The following is a 17,468-nucleotide window of genomic DNA, read 5'->3' on the forward strand; positions in this document are numbered from 1 at the left end:
CGTTTGTCAAACCGGAAAGGGTTCCCTGATGTCCCAGCAAACCAATCCCGTAAAAACCGCCTGGGGGTCGTTGCGCAAGGGTTTTGTCGCAGTTGCCTTCTTCAGCTTGTTTCTGAACCTGCTGATGCTGGCTGGTCCGCTTTATATGCTGCAGGTCTATGACCGGGTCCTGACCAGTCAGAATGTCGACACTTTGATCGCGCTGTCTGCATTGCTGGCTGGTGTTTTTGTTGTCGTCGCCTGCCTTGACCTGATGCGGATGCGCATTTTGGGACGTCTGGCCGCCCGCTTTGAGCTGAACGTTGGCGCGCCGGTCCTCGGTGCGGCTATGCGCCGCCGTGTCCATGGCGAAGCCGAGGCTGGCGAAAACCTTGTCGAAGACGTGAACGGCTTTCGTGAATTCATCTCGGGAACCACGCTGACCGCGTTTTTCGACGCGCCGTGGATCCCGCTCTATCTGTTGGTCCTTTATGCCCTTCACCCCTATCTGGGTCTGCTTGGTCTGGCCGGGGCCGTCATGCTGACGATCATGGCTCTGATCAACAACTCGCGCGCCCGGGAGCCGATGCGGTCGGCTTCGCAAGCGCGCGGTCGTTCCGATGCGTTGTTCGGCACCAGTGACAAGAACGCCGAGCTGGTTCAGGCACTTGGCATGAAATCCGATTTGGTGCGGCGTTGGACGTCGCTTCAGGCTGAAGCCCATCTGCACAAAACCCGCGCCGCTGACCGGGTTGCCAGCTTTTCTGTCGTGTCCAAGACCGTTCGGATGGGTTTGCAGTCGGCCATTCTGGGACTTGGCGCGGCACTGGCCATCACCGGAGAATCCACCGCTGGCGTCATGATCGCGGCAACCATCGTGCTGGCCCGTGCACTGGCTCCAATTGACCAATTGATCGGTCAATGGCGCAGCTTTCTGGCCGCGCGCGGGTCGTATTCCAAGCTGGCAAAACTAACCGAAGAGTTTGCCGAAGCCCCACCCAATCTGCACCTGCCGCGCGCGTTCAAATCTCTGGACGTCAAGATTGCGCAGGCAGGCCCCCCGCGCGCCGTCAACGCCTCGCTCCGCCAGATCGACTTTGGCCTTGTGCCCGGAGATGTGTTGGCAGTTATCGGGCATAGCGGTTCGGGCAAGACCACCTTGGGCAAGATGATTGCCGGTATCTGGCACCCCCAACGGGGTGAGGTTCTGCTGGACGGCAGCCCGATGTCCAAATGGAACCACGAGGATCTGGGCAAACAGATCGGTTATCTGCCACAGGATATCGAGCTGTTCGACGGCACGATCCGCGAAAACATCGGGCGCTTCTCTGTCGCCATAGACGATGCCGAAATGCTGCGTGCCGCACGCGAAGCCGGTGTGCACGAAATGATCAGCGCCCTTCCCGATGGATATGAAACGCGCATCGGTCGGGGGTTCTTTCTGTCGGGTGGTCAACGTCAGCGGCTGGCACTGGCCCGGGCGCTTTATGGCGATCCGTTTGTGTTGGTTTTGGACGAGCCGAATTCGGATCTGGATGCCGAAGGCGAACAGGCCCTGCGTGATGCGATTACAGCAGCGCAGTCCCGCGGCGCAATTGCCATCGTCATGACCCATCGTCCTGCAACGTTGCAGGCTGCCAACAAAGTAATGGTTCTGCGAAACGGCGCTCAAACACAGTTCGGGGATAAAGAGGACGTCCTTAAGGTCAATCGCCGGAACGTTCTGGACAAACCGACTCAATCCGGGGCGCAGGAACCCACCGCGCGCTCTGCCAATACAACTCAGATCAGCGGAGCTGCCCAATGACCAAGTTGATGAAACGCACACAATCCCCGAACGTGCTCACCGCCCAGGATGTGCAAGTATTGGACATCACGACCGAAGCCTCTGGCATCAAACGCTATGTCCTGTTTGGGTTGTTTACCCTGATGGCTTTCGTCGGCGGCAGCATCTATTGGGCCTTCGCCTCGAAACTGGATGGTGCGGTCGTCGCGCCAGCACAGTTTGTGGTGGAAGGTGACCGCAAAACGGTTGAACATCTGGACGGAGGGATCATCGACTCGATCCTTGTCACGGACGGTGAATTTGTTCAGGCAGGTCAGCCCCTCGTACGGCTTGACAGCTCGGATATCGACGTAGATCTGAGCGTCCTGGGCAGCCAATTGGGCGAATTGTCGGTCCGGCGCGCCCGCTTGCTGGCGCAGATCAACGGCACGGACAGGTTTGACGAACCAACCGCATTGGCCGGGTTCAGCGATGGAATGCAGCGGCTGCATTGGTTGTCGCCCTACCTGACGCAGAAACAACTATTTGACGCCGAAGCCCGCGCCCGCCGGACCGAGGCTCAAATCAACGCGCAGCGCATTCAGGGGCTGCGCAATCAGATCGCCGGCCTGAACGAACAACGCCTCTCAACCCAAAATCAGAAGGACATCACGCAGGTTGAGCTGTCCAATCTGAAATCTTTGCTGGACAAAGGGCTTGTGGCCGTCACACGGGTCAGCGCGCGCCAGATCGAAATGGAACGTCTGGGCGGTGTCGATGCGTCGTTGCGCACCCAGATCGCGCAGGCCCAGGACCAGATGCAAGAGTTGCAGCTGTCCCTGCTCAGCCAACAAAAGCTGCGCGACGAGGTGATCGCCGGAGAGCTTGCGGTTGTGGATGCCCAGCTTGATCTGATCCGGTCACAATATTCAGGGGCATCGGAACGGTTGAAACGAACACAGGTCCTGGCCCCTGCCAGCGGGCGGGTCGTTAATTTGGCAGTATCTACAACCGGCGGCGTCATTCGCCCCGGAGAGGCGATCATGGATATTGTTCCCGCCAATCAAGCCCTGATCGTCGAAGCACGTATCAAGACCGCCGACATCGACAAGTTGCAGATCGGTCAGGCAACGCGCATTCGCCTGTCAGCCTTTACGCAGACCGATGTGCCTGAAGCCAGCGGCCGGATTTTTGACATCTCAGCCGACGCGCTGGAGGACGATCGCACAGGCGAGCCTTATTACAAAGCCCGGGTGAAACTGGATCCCGATCAACCCATCGAAGTCGCCGCACTGGATCTGTTGCCAGGAATGCCCGCGGATCTGTTCGTGAAAACCGGCGAGCGCGCAGTAATCAGCTATCTGTCACAGCCAATCAGTGACCGGCTGGCCAAGACTTTTATCGAGTGACTTGTTTTGCCCGCATCCGGCTTGCCGGGTGCGGGTCGTTCACATCTTTCTTGTGATTAAATGCAGCAGGTTAGACGCCGTATCGCGCCATGAACATATCAACGGCCTGCGTCGCAATTGCATCCAACTCTGCTTTGGAAAAGCTCTTTTGAACACCGATGGCAGCGCGGGTCCAAATCCGAACCTTGCATAGTTCACTGAACTGTTCGGCCGCCAATTGCAGGTTGTCGATGGCGAGCTCACCCTTGTTGACTGCCTTTTCCAGATACTCGACCATCTGGCGCTGACCGTTCTGCGGCCCGGCCTCATAAAATGTTTGGCCCAGCTCGGGGAACCGGTCACGCTCGGCGATGCAGATGCGGAACATTTGTTGCGAGAAGTCCGAGACTAAAAAAGTCGTCAGTTCCGTCGCCGCGATAGTCAGAACTTCGCGCGCTGGCTTGCAGTCGTCGACCATCGCCACGACGTTTTCGGCCATTCTCCTGCACTCGACCTGCGCCACTTCCATGAACAGCAGGCGTTTGTCCGGGAAATAACTGTAGAGCGTCGCCTTCGACACCCCCGCAGCGCGCGCGATGTCGTCGACGCTTGCACCTTCGAAACCATCCGCCATGAAAACCTCTCGGGCTCCGCGCAGGACCTGATCAAATTTTCGGCCTGTTCGCAGAATGACGGCTGCTTCGGTCATGTACTCTCCTTCGGTCGATTGGGTGACAAATGTATAAACCGTTCAGTTCAGATACAACAAATCGCACAATTAGCAGGCATCTGGCAACACAGATGACGTTAGGTTTTCGATTGACCAGTTAAGTTATTTTACAACGCGCGTCCCCAAAACCCTATAACTGGCCCGTCACATCTTGCAGCCTGTGTGTTACGTGCTACCACGTTGCACATGGTCGATATCTTTCTGCGCACACTGCCCTTTTTTGCGATCATCGGCTTGGGGTACTGGGCCGGGCGCAGTCGATTTTTTTCTGAAGAAGCAACGGCGTACCTGACGAAATTCGTTTTCTATTTTGCGCTGTCGGCCATGCTGTTTCGCTTTGCCGCCACCCTGCCCTTTGCGGATATCTTCAATGCAAGGCTAGTCGTTGGATACTTGATCGGAACCGCCGCTGTGTACGTCTTGGCGACGGTTGTCGCATGGATACGCCGGCTTGATATCCCGACCGCAGCGGTAGAGGCACAATGCGCGGCCATCGGCAATGTCGGTTTTCTGGGCCTGCCCATGCTGGCGCTGCTGTTTACCGAAGCCGCGATTGGCCCGGTTATGCTGGTTCTGACGGTAGATCTTGTGGTGTTTTCATCCCTGATCGTCATCCTGATAAATGGTGGGCGCGACGGACGGTTGACGCCTGCAACCTTCCGCCTGATCGGGATTGGGTTGATCAAGAATCCAATGATTGTTTCGATCTCAGCAGGATTGCTGTGGTCCGCCTTGCAGATCCTCGTTCCTGTCCCATTGAATGATTTCCTGACAATTCTGGGCGGGGCAGCCACACCGGGTGCCCTGTTCGCGATCGGAGCTTCTCTGGCCAGCAAATCCGCGGAACGCGTTCACATTGCAGGCTGGCTGAGCTTTTGTAAATTGGTTGTCCACCCTGCTTGTGTCGCCGTTGTGTTGCTTTGGGTTTTGCCCGTGGCTGCGTTTCCTGCTTCCGTCGCCATCGCCGCCGCGGCACTGCCGGTGGCGGGTAACGTCTATATGCTGGCCGCCCATTACAGGGTGGCGCCGCACCGTGCATCTGCTGCGATACTTTTGTCCACAGCGGCCAGCATTCTGACGGTGCCATTGGTCATCGCCTGGGTTGGAACGCCCTGATCTAGGCCTTGTCAAAAATGGCACATCAAAGCCGCTCAGCCTTTACGTATCGAGCGTGGAAGGATAGCCATGTCGCAAACCCAACGTAAGGACAAAACCAAATGGAAACCCTTTCGGAAAATGCATGTTTCGGAGGCGTTCAGGGCGTCTACCGCCACGCCTCGACTGCCTGCCAATGCGACATGACCTTTGGCCTGTTCCTGCCAGCCGAGGCCAAGGACGGCCCGGTTCCGATTTTGTGGTATCTGTCAGGCCTGACCTGCACCCATGAAAACGCGATGACCAAAGCAGGTGCTCAGGCTTGGGCGGCCGAGCAAGGCATCGCGGTTGTCTTCCCGGACACCTCCCCGCGCGGTGAGGGTGTCGCGGATCACGAGGATTATGATCTGGGCCAGGGCGCCGGGTTCTATCTGAACGCCACGCAGCAACCTTGGGCGCCGCATTTCAACATGTGGGATTACGTGGCCGAAGAATTGCCTGCTTTGCTGATCGAAAACTTCGCGATCGATGCGGAGCGTCAGGCAATAACCGGACATTCGATGGGAGGTCACGGGGCGCTGACGCTCGCGATGAACCTGCCGGGTCGCTTCCGGTCTGTCTCCGCCTTCGCACCCATATCGAACCCGACGGGTGCGGATTGGGGTCGCAAGCAATTAAGCGCCTACCTTGGCGACGATGAGACGGCATGGGTCAAACACGATGCCTCGGTCATGATGAAAGAAATCGGCTTTGATGGCCCTATCCTGATCGACACTGGTGCCAGTGACCAATTCATCGACTTGCTGCGCCCCGAAACTTTGGCGCAGGCGATTGCCGAACGTCGTCAGCAGGCAATCTTCCGCCTGCAACCGGGCTACGATCATTCGTACTTCTTCGTGTCGACCTTCATGGAAGACCACATCACCTTCCACGCTGAGGCACTGTACGGAGACTGAGGCATGAGCCAATACGACTATGACCTGATCATCATCGGGTCCGGCCCCTCGGGTCGGTCGGCCGCGATTCAGGCGGGCAAGCTGAAACGGCGCGTTTTGGTGATTGATCGTAAGGATCGGTTCGGCGGCGTGTCCGTCCACACCGGTACGATCCCGTCAAAGACCTTGCGCGAAACGGTTCTGAACTTGTCGGGCTGGCGCGAGCGCAGCTTCTACGGCCGCTCGTACCGGGTCAAAGATCAGATCCGGGCCGAAGACCTTAAGGCACGTCTTCATATGACGCTGGATCACGAAGTTGACGTGTTGGAGCACCAGTTCAACCGCAACCATGTGGAGACCTTGAACGGATTGGCCAGGTTCGTTGGGCCGCACGAGGTGGAAGTCGCCACTGATGCAGGTGAGACCACGCGACTGACAGCAGCCAAGTTCCTGATAGCAACCGGAACAAAAACCTATCGCCCGGATTATGTGCCATTCAACGGAAAGACCGTTGTGGACGGTGACGATTTTCTTGAGATGGCAGAGATCCCACGCTCGCTGGTCGTGATAGGTGCCGGAGTGATTGGCGTGGAATACGCCACCATGTTCTCGGCATTGGACGTTCGGGTGACGTTAATTGAACCTCGTGAAACCTTCTTAGATTTCATCGACACCCGCCTAATCCATGATTTCACCCATCAGATCCGCGAAAACGGCGTGGACCTACGTCTGGGCTCAGCCGTTCAAAAGATAGAAGACGCTGGGGGCCATGTCGAAGTGACTCTCGAGAATGGCCGCCACGTGCGAGCTGAGATGCTACTGTTCGCCGCCGGGCGCATGGGGGCGACATCGGCATTGAACCTGCAGGCCGTTGGCTTGGAAACCGATCATCGCAATCGGATCGACGTGGATCGCAAGACGTATCAAACTGCAGTGCCGCATATCTACGCGACTGGCGATGTGATTGGGCACCCATCATTGGCCTCAACCTCGCTGCAACAGGGCCGTGTGGCTGCATGTCACGCGCTGGAAACCCCTACCCTGCCGGAAAGTCCCTGGTATCCTTACGGCATTTATTCGGTCCCCGAGATCTCAACTTGCGGCATGTCCGAAGAGGAACTGCAAGAACGCGGCATCCCATACGAAGTTGGCGTGGCGCGGTTCCGGGAGACCTCGCGCGGGCATATCATGGGGTTGGAACACGGCATGCTGAAGATGCTGTTTTCACTAAAAACCCGCCGGGTGTTGGGTGTTCAGATCGTGGGTGAAGGCGCGACCGAGTTGATCCATATCGCGCAGGCGGTCCTGAATCTGAAGGGCACGGTGGATTACTTCGTGCAGAATACGTTCAACTATCCAACCCTGGCCGAGGCCTACAAGATCGCCGGCCTGGATGCATTCAACCGGATGCCCATTCCGGAAGAATTCAAAGTGCGCAAGAAACCAGCAGAACCGACCAAGAAAGAGGCCAAGAAGGCGTGACGACCCTCTATATCGATGGCGATGCCTGCCCCGTGAAAGCCGAGGCTGAACGGGTTGCAACCCGGCACAAAGTTCCGATGGCACTGGTGTCAAACGGTGGCTTGCGGCCGTCTGCAAACCCATTGGTGCAGGTGGTTATCGTGTCCGAGGGTGCGGATGAGGCTGACAAGTGGATCGCCGAACGCTGTGGGCCTAGTGACGTTGTGGTGACATCCGATATCCCGCTGGCCGCAAAATGTGTCGAAGCCGGTGCGCGGGTTCTGCGGCCAAACGGTGAAGCCTTTACCGCGGCCAATATCGGCCAGCAACTGGCCATGCGTGATTTGATGGCCGACTTGCGCGCATCCAACCCATTGGGCGCGGGCGGCGGCGGAAAACCTTTTGGCAAGGCTGACCGATCCCGGTTTTTGGACGCCCTGGAACGGGAATTGAGGGCTGCGCAGCGGGGCTAGTCCTCCCGCTTTCCAGCGACGCATCAAAGATGCGTCTTTGACAATTGGGCCGGGCAGCGCTGCGCGCTGCGGTTGTGCCTTGAACAATTCTGTCGCGCTTGGTTCAGTAGCACCAACTAAGGAACAAGAAGACAGGTACTAACATGTCGGTGAAAGCTGTTGTTTTTGACATCGGGAACGTTCTGATCGAATGGCAACCCGAACGCTATTATGACCGGGTCATCGGAGAAGAGCGCCGTCGCGCCATGTTCTCTGAGGTCGATCTGCACGGAATGAATGACCTCGTGGATCAGGGTCACCACTTCACTGATACGATCTATGATTGGGCCGAGAAGTACCCCGAATGGCGAGATGAAATTCGCCTGTGGCACGACAAGTGGATCGAACTTGCCACGCCCGAAATCCCCCATTCAGTTCGCCTGCAGCGGGCCTTGCGGGCCAAAGGCGTGCCGGTTTTTACATTGACCAATTTCGGGGTGCAAAATTTCGACTATGCGACGACGGTTTACCCGTTTCTCAACGAGTTCGACAAACAATACGTGTCAGGACGGATGCAGACCGTCAAACCGCACGTTCCGATCTATGAAATGGTAGAAGAAGACTGTGGCCTGCCGCCCGAAGCGCTGTTGTTCACCGATGACCGGATCGACAATATCGCAACGGCGCGCGCCCGGGGATGGCAAACGCATCACTTTACCGGACCAGAAGGCTGGGCGGACCGGCTTGTGCAAGAAGGCTTGCTGACGGTCGAAGAGGCGCGATAGCTTAGGCGGTGGCCAATGATCGGTTTTCGCGAATGGGCAGGTGGACGATGGCGCTGAACGCCCCAATCGCAACGCCGATCCACCAGACCATGGTGTAGTCGCCGTACTGGTCGTACATCCGGCCGCCCAACCAGACCCCCAGGAAACTGCCGACCTGATGGCTGAAAAAGATGATCCCATACAGCGTGCCCATGTAGCGCAGCCCATAGAGATGCGCGACCAACCCCGAAGTAAGCGGAACGGTGGCAAGCCAAAGCGAACCCATGACCAGCGAAAACACGATGACCGACAGGGGCGTGATCGGGAACACGATGAAAGCCGCCGCCGCAAGTGTACGCGCTGTATAAACACCTGCCAGAAGGAATTTTTTGGGAAAGTGGTTCCCGGCCCAACCCGCCAACAGAGTGCCTGCAATATTGGCCAGACCAATTAGTGAAATCGAAACAGCCCCTAGTGCTGATGTAGTAGTGATGCCGATCGAATGCAGAACGCCGCCGGGTTGAATGGGTCCGCACATCTCGGTCACAAAAGCGGGAAAGTGTGCGGTGATGAAGCCAAGTTGGTAGCCGCAGCTGAAAAAGCCCAGAAAGATCAGCGTATAGGATGGATCGCGGAACGCTTTGGTCAGGATCTGGCTCATGCTTTCTTCGAGCTCTGCCTTGCTGGCGGCCTGCGGGGCGCGCATGAACGGCAATGTCAGCACCAGTGCCAAAATCACTGTGGCGAATACAATGAACACCTGCTGCCAGGGCATAAAGCTTAGCATCCATTCGGCTGTAGGGGCCCCCAGGACCTGACCGAAACTGCCCGCAGCTGTGATAATCGCGAGCGACATGGAGCGGTTTTCGTCCGACGATGCCCGCGCCACCACGGCAAGGACCACGCCAAATCCTGTTCCCGCGATACCGAACCCCACGAGCCATGCGTACATCTGGTGTTCGAACGGGGTGACGGACCAGGCCGACAGAACCATACCCGCCGCGTAGGTCAGAGCCCCCAGAGTAATCGCGCGCCTGTCGCCGACTTTTTCGGCGATGGCGCCGAATATTGGCTGCCCAATGCCCCAGGCCAAATTCTGAATTGCGATTGCCATCGAAAAGTCCGAGCGCAGCCAGCCGAATTCATCTGCGATGGGGATTTGAAACACGCCAAACGATGCGCGCACGGCAAAACTGACGGTGATGATGATACACCCGACGATCAGGATGGGGTTCAGCAAGCGCGTGTGTTGGGGCATTAGGTCCTCGGGCGTTCAAGAACCAGACGTTACCGCGTTTAGTTTGTGCGTCAATTCAGGAGTTTTGCGGTCACGGATCAGCAAAATTGATGCGTCCGAGAAATGGCTGCTTTTCAACGGGCAAACCGGGCGCTATGCCTCAAAACATGACGGGTTTGATATCGCTTTATGACACGCAGGTGGCCGACGGCACCCTGACCAGAGACGACGCGCAAGAGGCTGTTCTTCCTCATTTCGAACGTATCCGGGCGGCATTGGCCGAACCTGTGAAACGGGGGTTCTTTCGAAAAGCCCCGCCGCCGCCCAAGGGTTTATATCTGTGGGGCGGAGTCGGGCGCGGAAAATCCATGCTGATGGATATGTTCGTCGACTCTTTGGCAGACATCCCCGCCCGCCGAGTGCATTTTCACGCCTTTATGCAGGAAATCCACGCAGGCATGCACAAGGCCCGTAAGGATGGAGTGGAAGACGCGTTGGCTCCAGTGGCCGCCTCGGTGATCAAGTCCGCGCGCGTACTGGCATTTGACGAAATGCAAATCACCGATATCACGGACGCGATGATTGTTGGTCGTCTGTTCGATCTGCTGCATGAAGGTGGTACCGTGGTCGTGACGACATCGAACCGCCATCCGGATGACCTTTACAAGGACGGGCTAAACCGTCAGCTATTTTTGCCTTTCATTGCACATATCAAAGAACAGCTTGAGGTGTGGGAGCTGATCTCACCCACGGATTACCGCCAAAACCGGCTGGAAGGCGCACCTGTTTACTTTACGCCCATAGGCCCCGAAGCACGCGCGAGCATTCGCAGCGTCTGGAATGACCTGGCCGGGGGGGCGGCGGACCCGCTGATCCTGCAGGTCAACGGTCGTGCGGTAGAACTGCCCGCTTTTCGAAACGGCGTGGCGCGGGCCAGTTTTTACGACCTTTGTGGAAGGTTGCTGGGCCCGGCAGATTATCTTGCTATCGCGGAAGCGGTAAAAGTTCTGGTGCTTGAGGACATCCCGCGCCTGTCGCGCAATAATTTTAACGAAGCCAAACGGTTCGTAACGTTGATCGATGCACTGTATGAGGGAAAAGTCCGCTTGATCTGTTCAGCTGCGGCAGAGCCCGAGATGCTGTATGTCGAAGGTGAAGGCACATTTGAGTTTGAACGCACCGCGTCGCGCCTGCGCGAAATGCAGGATCAGGATTGGGGGCAATAGGGGCGCTGCCCCCGCCGCGCTTTGCGCGTCTCCCCGGGATATTTTTGGCCAGATGAAGCTGTGCGGATGTGCGTTCGTCAGCCGTTCTCGCGCAGAATATTACCGGCCAAGTATAGTGATCCACAGATCAGAACCCGCACCTGCGGGTCATTTTCGGTAATGTTTTTCAGGGCCTCGGTCACACTGTCGGCGGTGGACGCTGCTAGCCCAACCCGAGAAGCGGCTTCAGCGGTGTCGTCAGCGCTCAGCGTATTGACCTCACCCGGGATAGAGACTGCCGTCAGGCTTTGCGCCTGCGCGGCAAGCGGAGCCAGATACCCGGTGACGTCCTTTGTGTTCAACATCCCACAGATCATATGGGTTGGACGTGCAGGCAGCTTCGCCAGTAGATCGGCCAATGCCAAACCTGCGGCGGCGTTGTGACCGCCATCCAGCCAGAGCTCGGCCTCGGGGGCCTGTTCGACCAGAGGGCCGGTTTTCAATCGCTGCATGCGGGCTGGCCATTCAGCCTTGGTCACCGCAGCCTCATAGGCGTCTTCCCCAAGATCCAGATAACGCAAGACCGCTAGCGCAGCACCGGCATTTTGATACTGATGTGCGCCCAACAGATTTGGCAGCGGTAGATCGCGCAGGCCAGTTTCGTCCTGATAGACGAGCCGCCCGTTTTCTTCGGTGACGTGCCAGTGTTGGCCATGCACCAACAAAGGTGCACCCAGACGCGCGGCAGTGTATTCAATGACCTCCAGCGCCTCATCCTGTTGCGGGCCAACGATGCAGGGAACACCGGGCTTGATGATGCCGGCCTTTTCTGCGGCGATCTTGCCCAAGGTATCGCCCAAAAATTGCTCATGGTCGATTGAAACCGGCGTGATGACCGTTACCGCTGGGTCGTGAATGACATTGGTCGCATCCAACCGGCCACCCAACCCGACCTCAAGCAACGTGTAGTCCGCCTTGGACCGGGCAAAAGCCAGCAGGGCCGCGCAGGTCGTGATCTCAAAATACGTGATGTTCTCGCCACCGTTGGCGGCATAACATTCGTCCAGAACCGCCGTCAGATCCGGTTCGGAAATGAGTTCACCCGCCAGACGAATACGCTCATGAAACCGGGCCAGGTGGGGCGAGGTATAGGCATGGGCGGTCAGCCCTGCCCCTTCCAGCCCCGCTCGGATCATGGCCTGGGTCGAGCCCTTGCCGTTGGTTCCCGCGATGTGGATCACCGGCGGCAGTTTGTTTTGCGGATTGTCCAGCGCGGCCAGCAGACGCCAGACACGATCCAAGGTCAGGTCAATGATCTTGGGATGCAGCGCCATCATCCTTTCCAGGATGACGTCCGATGTCTGAGGGGTCATTTCTCTTCCGCGTCTTCAGCCGGGGCTTCTGCCACTGCATCTTCGGATTCGGGCGCAGGCAGATCGCCTTTGACCGCCGGAGGCTGGTTCATCAACATCCGCGTGATGGTGATCAACTCATCGCGCATTTCGGTCCGCTTGGTCACACGGTCCAACATGCCGTGATCCAACAGGTATTCCGCGCGTTGGAAGCCTTCGGGCAGCTTTTCCCGGATCGTCTGTTCGATCACGCGGGGACCGGCAAAACAGATCAGCGCATTGGGTTCCGAGATATGGACATCACCCAGCATCGCGTATGAAGCCGTCACACCGCCTGTCGTTGGGTGAGTCAGCACTACGATGTAGGGCAGATTTGCCTCTTTCAGCATTTCTACTGCCACGGTTGTGCGGGGCATCTGCATCAGGCTCAGGATACCTTCTTGCATCCGCGCGCCACCAGCAGCGGAAAACAGGATCAGCGGGCGTTTCTGTTTCACAGCCTCTTGCGCGGCCGCGATGATCGCGTTGCCGACATACATGCCCATGGATCCGCCCATGAACGAAAAGTCTTGCGCGGCCGCAACAATCGGGGTCCGGCCAATTTCGCCTAAGGCGACCAACATCGCCTCTTTCTCGCCCGTTTTCTTTTGGGCGGCTTTCATCCGGTCGGGGTATTTCTTCTGATCGCGGAACTGAAGCGGATCGTCTTTGGGCGCGGGAACCTCAACCTCGGTAAAGATCCCACCATCGAACAGATGATCGAACCGCGCGCGCGGTGTGATCGCCATGTGATGATCGCACTGGGTGCAGACATTCTGGTTTTCTGCCAACTCACGGTGAAACAGCATGGTTCCGCATTCATCGCATTTGTGCCAAAGATTCTCAGGCACTTCTCGGCGCGAGAAGATCGAGTTGATCCGTGGGCGGACGTAGTTTGTAATCCAGTTCATATCGGAACCTTGGCTTGTGCGGCTTTGACGTCAAATAAGACGCTACGGAAAGAAATGCAATCAACGCCTGAGCGCAACCCGCGCCGTTAGCCAACTGACGATCATCACAGCAAAATCCACATACAGCCATTGCCGCAGCGCCCCGGTATCCGACATGTCGTAAGGAAGCAGATACAATGCCAGACCACTTAAGCCATCGGGTAAGGAAACAAACAGCAGAGCGACCATATTATTGAACAGGTGCAATGCGATAGCAGGCCCTAACGTCCCTGCCCGTGCCGTCAGATCCGCCGCCGTCAGGCCAAACATCCCAGACCACACAGCAACCAATAGCGCGTTGTCTCCGGCCGCGCCGGGGGCATAGTGACCTGCCGCGAACAAAATCGACGGTACGCCCAACCAAATAACCGGCGATCGGAATCGCGCTGCCAGACTTTGCTGAATGTATCCCCGAAAAAGCACCTCTTCAGCGCTTGTCTGAATCAGCACTGCAAAAAGCGAGAAAGGCAGAAACAACAGCCAGGTCGACAGTGCCAAATTCTGCGTCAGCGTTGCGCCCATGCCATATGGCGGCAAGATGGCCACGACGATCCCAACGATCAGCAATGCCTTAAAAACACTCCAGAATTGCCCAATGCCCTCGCGCCATGGACCACAGATTGAGCTCAGCGTTCGATGTTGTAGGCGTTTTGCAGCGATGGACACGCCCAATGTGATGAAGCCAAAGCTTGCCAATAGCACCAAAAGTGCAACCGGGGATGCGCCGGTCAACAAACCTTGAGCCCACTCCACGGACCCAAGGCCCGCAACCAATCCAAAAAGTAGAAAATTCAGCAGGATGCCAACCACGCCAACAATGGTCAGCCCGACCAGCAGGCGCCACAGCTCTGGCCGTGCGCGCGAAGGTGCAACCAGCCGTTCATGCGCTATGTATCTGCCGGGGTGGGCGTCAGGCATTGTCGGCCACATCCCGGTTCGGCGCGTCATCGTCGAAGATCAATGAGGTTGCATTGGCGGCGTTCAGCCTTTGGGAAATCGTAGTCAGATAGCCGGCAACCGTCTGCAGCAGCTGCATCGCAACACCTGCATCACTTTCAATAACCGCGCGCAATTCCTCGGCCCCAATGCGCAGGAACGAACAATTCTTGACCGCGACCAAATCAAATTGCCGAATTTCACCCGTGATGATCGACAAGTCTCCGATCAGACGCCCCGGCTCGATGACCGAGATCGTACGCGCGGTTCCGTTCCCTTCATTCCAGATCAGGTCGGCTTCGCCCGAAATACACAGATAAGCGGCATCTGGCGTTTGCCCTTCGGAAAAGATGATCTGCCCGGCTGCGGCATCGTACCATTGCGCCGAAAACGCCAGAAGGCGCTGGTTGCGACCGTCAATGCCGGATAACAGCTCGGTCGACGAGATAATCTTGAGCTTGCGGCTCAGGTCATCTGTTGAGCTGGCCTCTTCTTCTGGACGGGTTCGCGAGACGCCGTCTATTCGACCATCCTTGATCTCGACGAACAGATCATAGGCTTCGGGATGGGCAAAGTAATCCTCCATGAAGACCATGATGGAATCCGGCAACAATTCCCGCAGTTTCAGCCGAGTTCTCAGCCTACTCTCGGAATCATGGCTGGCCAGAGCTTTGTCCAGGATCAACACATCAGGACGCTTGATTCCCGCGCGCGAGAATGCGGCGCGTTCCTGAAATACCGTCGGCAGGTTATTCCCACCCAGACCCGAGGGCAGGTCATAGATAATGGCCGCCGCCCGGCGGCGCAGACCAGCTTCGTTCATGGCTTCGGCGACGACATCTTCGATTTCATCCGTGTGCGCCCCGGCCATCAAAGAAACCCGCCCGAACAGGGCATTTTCCATGACAGTCATGCGTTCAATATATGCATCCGGCGTGACCGGAACGAACATCCCATCCATCGAGGCACGCAGCTGTTCCGCTTGCCCCCTTCGGATGGCCAAGATCTTATCTTTGTACTCGTCCGGAAAATCAGGCCCGATCTGTTCCGCGGTCAGCAGGAACGGAACGGTCAGCAACAAGGCACGCTCGCCCTCGCTGATTGCTTCATCCCCTTTGGCTTTGCGCCGATCCTCGATATCAAGCAGGCGGTGGAACATATCCTTGGCCATACCCAGACGAAGGAACAGCGGGTGATCTGCCCCGTCCCGCCCAAACGTCTGGTGCAGTGTTTCCAGCACCGCGCTTGCAATGCTCATTGCATCATCATCCAGATCGTGATGGCGCAGCATCCACATGAACCGATCATCGCCCGCCAGAATATCCGGTGAGATATCGCGAGACGGAGCGGCAAACAGCAGGTTGCCCCCCAGCGGAACAGCCGGGTTAAAGCGGTCCGGTTCGAACCGATAGACATACCGCGCCAGGTCTTTTTCTTCCAACCTCTGCGCGACCGTATCGCGCAGATTTACGATATCACGCGCCAGGGCAGAATGTTGCACTGGATCGAACTGGGTACGTAATGTCCGGCGGAACATGAACTCGTCGATGCCCATCGCCTCGACCAGCTGAAACCACCAGTTGCGGATATCCTCGATGTCTTCCAACCCTGCCAGGCCGGGATCGATCCACTCATCCGACAGAGAATCCGGAGGGTTCCCGGCCCGCACCGCTTCGATCTGCCACCGGCTTGGGGCCTTCTTTGCGTCGGGTTCGTGTTGTGGATGGGTTCGCAACGGCATCAAAAGGTTATCGCCTAAAGTCCCGTCAAACAGATAGGGTCGCGAATAGGCATAGCCGATCCGCGCCGCAATTACCGTCTGATGGAGTTTTAGCAAATCGTGACCCGCAATTGTGACGCTGCCTTGTATCGGCAAAAGCTCTCGTGTCAGCAGTTGCGCCAACGCGCCGCGCTCGGCGGCGCTTGACGACTGAATAGCAACGCGGGCGCCCTTGGGGATGGTCAGATCGATATCTTCAAGGATGGTTTTCCCGTCATCATCGCGCACTGTTACATTGCGCAGTTCGATATCGCCGCTGAGATGCGGAATGGACTCTGGCTCACCCACAAATAGCTCTTCAGGGATCATGTTGTCCGGGGCAAAGCGTTCAATCACGATTTCCCAACGCAACGACATATCCTGAACCTGGTTGTAATAGGTCAGCAAATCTTTCCATGGGCCGCTAAGGTCCTTGTATGCCCCAAGCGCCGCGACCAACGCACCCACTGTCACTTCACCCGTGATCGCCAGATAGCCACCGACCGAATAGAACAGGAACGGCGTCATCTGAGTGATCAGATTGTTGAGGAACTTCATAAAGAACTTCTTGTTGTAGATCTTGAACCGGATCTCGAACAAGGTTCCCAACCGATGGCTGAATTGTGCCAACCGATAGCGCCAGCCGCCATTGGCCCGCAAATCGCTGATGCCCGCTGCGCTTTCGCCAATTTCCGAGCTGAGGTGGCGGACCTGCTGAATACGTTCCTTGTTCAGCAGGTTGATCTGGCGCTGCAGTTTTGGGATCAGCCATGCCTGCAACGGAATCAACGCGATGCTGGCCAGACCGAACCAAACGCTTTGCATGAACAGAAAGGTGACAATGGTCATCATCTGACCAAACTGGAACACCGGCTGGGCAATCGCATCACCCATCAGGCCGCCCATCGGTTCGGCCTCAGAGGTGATCATTGAAACAAGTTCACCTTGGCTGGTGGTGGCAAAATACGATTTCGGGAATCGCATCGCGCGGTGAATCAGCGTGAACCGAAGCCGGCGCAGCATACGCTCGGCCAATATGCCCTTCATCGTGTTGATGCGCATCTTCATCAAGCCGCTGGCGATTACAGTGGCCAAAAATGCAAAACAGAGGATTAGCAGATATTGGACCTGCGTGAAGGTGAACCCAAAAAGTGTAACGCTATCGTTGGGCGCACCAATTGCGTCGTTGATGATCTGTTTTGGCAGCTCAAGCGAGGCGTAGAGAAACGGAAACGACAACACCGTCAGAAACAACAGCACAAGCTGCTGCTTTTTCGAGTGTTTCCAGATGAACGAAAATAGTGTGGGTTCCATGCCCCGGCCTTGCCTCAAAGAATTTAGTACGCGGTTTTTCGGATAATCCAAAGCAATCAGGTGCCGGACGGTACGCACAGTCCCAGATGATTGCAAGAACGGCGATC

14 protein-coding genes are annotated in these 17,468 nt (G+C 57.1%); 8 read left to right on the forward strand and 6 right to left on the reverse strand.

Going from position 1 to position 17,468, the window contains the following annotated elements:
• The first annotated feature begins 28 nt into the window (after window positions 1–28).
• Together AC2FI9_RS19665 and AC2FI9_RS19670 are read left to right on the forward strand one after the other, a co-directional pair.
• Complete coding sequence (locus AC2FI9_RS19665; RefSeq protein ID WP_496734589.1) at window positions 29–1,786, forward strand: type I secretion system permease/ATPase; 1,758 nt, start codon at window positions 29–31, stop codon at window positions 1,784–1,786.
• Complete coding sequence (locus AC2FI9_RS19670; RefSeq protein ID WP_496770012.1) at window positions 1,783–3,153, forward strand: HlyD family type I secretion periplasmic adaptor subunit; 1,371 nt, start codon at window positions 1,783–1,785, stop codon at window positions 3,151–3,153. Before AC2FI9_RS19665 ends, AC2FI9_RS19670 begins: the two co-directional genes overlap by 4 nt.
• A 70-nt stretch (window positions 3,154–3,223) precedes the next feature.
• Here AC2FI9_RS19670 and AC2FI9_RS19675 read toward each other — a convergent pair whose 3' ends face one another.
• Window positions 3,224–3,841 carry a TetR/AcrR family transcriptional regulator gene (locus AC2FI9_RS19675; protein ID WP_496697795.1) on the reverse strand — a complete coding sequence of 206 codons (618 nt, stop codon included), beginning with the start codon at window positions 3,839–3,841 and terminating at the stop codon, window positions 3,224–3,226.
• 207 nt (window positions 3,842–4,048) lie between these two features.
• On the opposite strand from AC2FI9_RS19675, the gene AC2FI9_RS19680 reads away from it, so the two are divergent.
• The 5 genes from AC2FI9_RS19680 to AC2FI9_RS19700 all read left to right on the forward strand — a co-directional run bounded on the left by AC2FI9_RS19680 (window position 4,049) and on the right by AC2FI9_RS19700 (window position 8,590).
• The gene (locus AC2FI9_RS19680; protein ID WP_496770016.1) at window positions 4,049–4,978 is read left to right on the forward strand and encodes an AEC family transporter; all 930 of its coding nucleotides are present in this window, start codon (window positions 4,049–4,051) and stop codon (window positions 4,976–4,978) included.
• 101 nt (window positions 4,979–5,079) lie between these two features.
• Window positions 5,080–5,913 (forward strand): S-formylglutathione hydrolase, encoded by an 834-nt coding sequence (fghA, locus tag AC2FI9_RS19685; protein ID WP_496726933.1) that lies wholly within the window; start codon window positions 5,080–5,082, stop codon window positions 5,911–5,913.
• 3 nt (window positions 5,914–5,916) lie between these two features.
• On the forward strand, window positions 5,917–7,374 hold the full coding sequence (gene sthA, locus AC2FI9_RS19690) for a Si-specific NAD(P)(+) transhydrogenase (RefSeq protein ID WP_496770019.1): 1,458 nt from the start codon (window positions 5,917–5,919) through the stop codon (window positions 7,372–7,374).
• On the forward strand, window positions 7,371–7,826 hold the full coding sequence (locus tag AC2FI9_RS19695) for a YaiI/YqxD family protein (RefSeq protein ID WP_496770021.1): 456 nt from the start codon (window positions 7,371–7,373) through the stop codon (window positions 7,824–7,826). The genes sthA and AC2FI9_RS19695 overlap by 4 nt, the downstream gene beginning before the upstream one ends.
• Before the next feature lie 143 nt (window positions 7,827–7,969).
• The gene (locus AC2FI9_RS19700) at window positions 7,970–8,590 is read left to right on the forward strand and encodes an HAD family hydrolase (protein ID WP_496770023.1); all 621 of its coding nucleotides are present in this window, start codon (window positions 7,970–7,972) and stop codon (window positions 8,588–8,590) included.
• 1 nt (window position 8,591) lies between these two features.
• On the opposite strand, the gene AC2FI9_RS19705 is transcribed toward AC2FI9_RS19700, so the two are convergent.
• Window positions 8,592–9,827: an MFS transporter gene (locus AC2FI9_RS19705; RefSeq protein WP_496770026.1), complete on the reverse strand. Its 1,236-nt coding sequence runs from the start codon at window positions 9,825–9,827 to the stop codon at window positions 8,592–8,594.
• Between the two features lie 146 nt (window positions 9,828–9,973).
• Between AC2FI9_RS19705 and zapE the strand changes: the two genes are divergently transcribed.
• Window positions 9,974–11,032: a cell division protein ZapE gene (gene zapE / locus AC2FI9_RS19710; protein WP_496770028.1), complete on the forward strand. Its 1,059-nt coding sequence runs from the start codon at window positions 9,974–9,976 to the stop codon at window positions 11,030–11,032.
• A 77-nt stretch (window positions 11,033–11,109) separates the two neighbouring features.
• On the opposite strand, the gene AC2FI9_RS19715 is transcribed toward zapE, so the two are convergent.
• The 4 genes from AC2FI9_RS19715 to AC2FI9_RS19730 are packed head-to-tail and all read right to left on the reverse strand — an operon-like array spanning window position 11,110 to window position 17,361.
• Window positions 11,110–12,384, reverse strand: coding sequence for a bifunctional folylpolyglutamate synthase/dihydrofolate synthase (locus AC2FI9_RS19715; RefSeq protein ID WP_496770031.1), 1,275 nt, complete (start codon window positions 12,382–12,384; stop codon window positions 11,110–11,112).
• Window positions 12,381–13,313 (reverse strand): acetyl-CoA carboxylase, carboxyltransferase subunit beta, encoded by a 933-nt coding sequence (gene accD, locus AC2FI9_RS19720; RefSeq protein ID WP_496770032.1) that lies wholly within the window; start codon window positions 13,311–13,313, stop codon window positions 12,381–12,383. Before accD ends, AC2FI9_RS19715 begins: the two co-directional genes overlap by 4 nt.
• A gap of 60 nt (window positions 13,314–13,373) precedes the next feature.
• Entirely contained in the window at window positions 13,374–14,270 is an 897-nt protein-coding gene (locus AC2FI9_RS19725) for a CPBP family intramembrane glutamic endopeptidase (RefSeq protein WP_496770033.1), read from the reverse strand.
• Window positions 14,263–17,361, reverse strand: a complete 3,099-nt coding sequence (locus tag AC2FI9_RS19730) for an ABC transporter transmembrane domain-containing protein (protein WP_496770034.1) — start codon at window positions 17,359–17,361, stop codon at window positions 14,263–14,265. Before AC2FI9_RS19730 ends, AC2FI9_RS19725 begins: the two co-directional genes overlap by 8 nt.
• Between the last annotated feature and the right edge of the window lie 107 nt (window positions 17,362–17,468).

The sequence above is a fragment of the Ruegeria sp. CDSA246 genome (assembly GCF_059611225.1).